Source organism: Vibrio sp. 10N.222.48.A3 (assembly GCF_041475345.1).
GTDB classification, from domain to species: domain Bacteria; phylum Pseudomonadota; class Gammaproteobacteria; order Enterobacterales; family Vibrionaceae; genus Vibrio; species Vibrio tasmaniensis_A.
In genome coordinates, this window is the sequence record NZ_JBFRVX010000712.1 from 1 (window position 1) to 1,007 (window position 1,007).

1 protein-coding gene is annotated in these 1,007 nt (G+C 45.5%); it reads right to left on the reverse strand.

The window, feature by feature from the left end; translation table 11 throughout:
- A partial coding sequence (gene mshL / locus AB4653_RS18760; RefSeq protein WP_372104974.1) for a pilus (MSHA type) biogenesis protein MshL occupies positions 1 to 1,007 on the reverse strand: 1,007 nt, incomplete at both ends.

Here is a 1,007-nt window from a genome sequence, read left to right on the forward strand (position 1 = left end):
ATAGAATAACAAGTTCAGTTTTTTGAGTTAGTTGACTGGTATTACGGAACAAATGACCGAGTGCCGGGATATCACCAAGAAATGGAACTTTTGAAGTCATGTCACTGGTGTTTGATTTCATCAATCCGCCAATAACAACCACATCACCATCTTGCGCTCGAATCACGGAGTCAGACTCACGAATAGAGCTTTTAGCCAACGGCAGCGTCACAACACCAGTTGTTGAGCCAAGATTAAGCTCTTTCACTTCCTCTTCCACCTCAATCACTGCGGGGTGAACATGCAGGAACACATTTCCTTTATCATCGATCTGCGGCGTCACATCCAAAGAAATACCGGAGAAGAACGGGGTTAGCTCAACTTCAGGGGCAACATTCGCGTTATCACCACTACCGACCGAACTTGATAAATTCGTCACGAAATATTTATCTATACCCACTTTTATAACAGCTTTCTGGTTATTAGCTGCTGTCACTCTTGGGCTAGATAACACATTCAAGTCACCCTGTGTATCCATAAAACTCAATACAGCTTCAAAGCTACCACCGGAAACAACGAGGTTAGATTGACCACCTAAAGCGGTACCGATGGGGTCCATGCCTGGTAGTTTGCCTGGGATGATCGTACCAGCTGCATTTTTAACGATAGAACCCATACCTAGCGTGTAGTTAGTACCGTTCGACGAAAACATCTTGGTCCAGTTAATGCCTTGTTGATAGCCGTCACTAAGTGTCACTTCCATAATTTTGGCTTCCAAGATAACTTGGCGCTGCAGACGTTTCTGAGAAATACCAAGGAACTCACGAACCTCTCGGATTTCATCGGGGTAAGCACGTACCGTAATCACACTCGCTTGTGGCGTAACCACAACGCTTTGCCCATCACCAGAACCAATTAAGTGAGCGACTGCCGCTTCAAGCTGCGGCCAAAAATCACTTTCAGATATCGTTTCAATCTCCGTACCACCGTTAGATGTGGAGCTAGACGAATTCGAGTTCGAGTTCGAG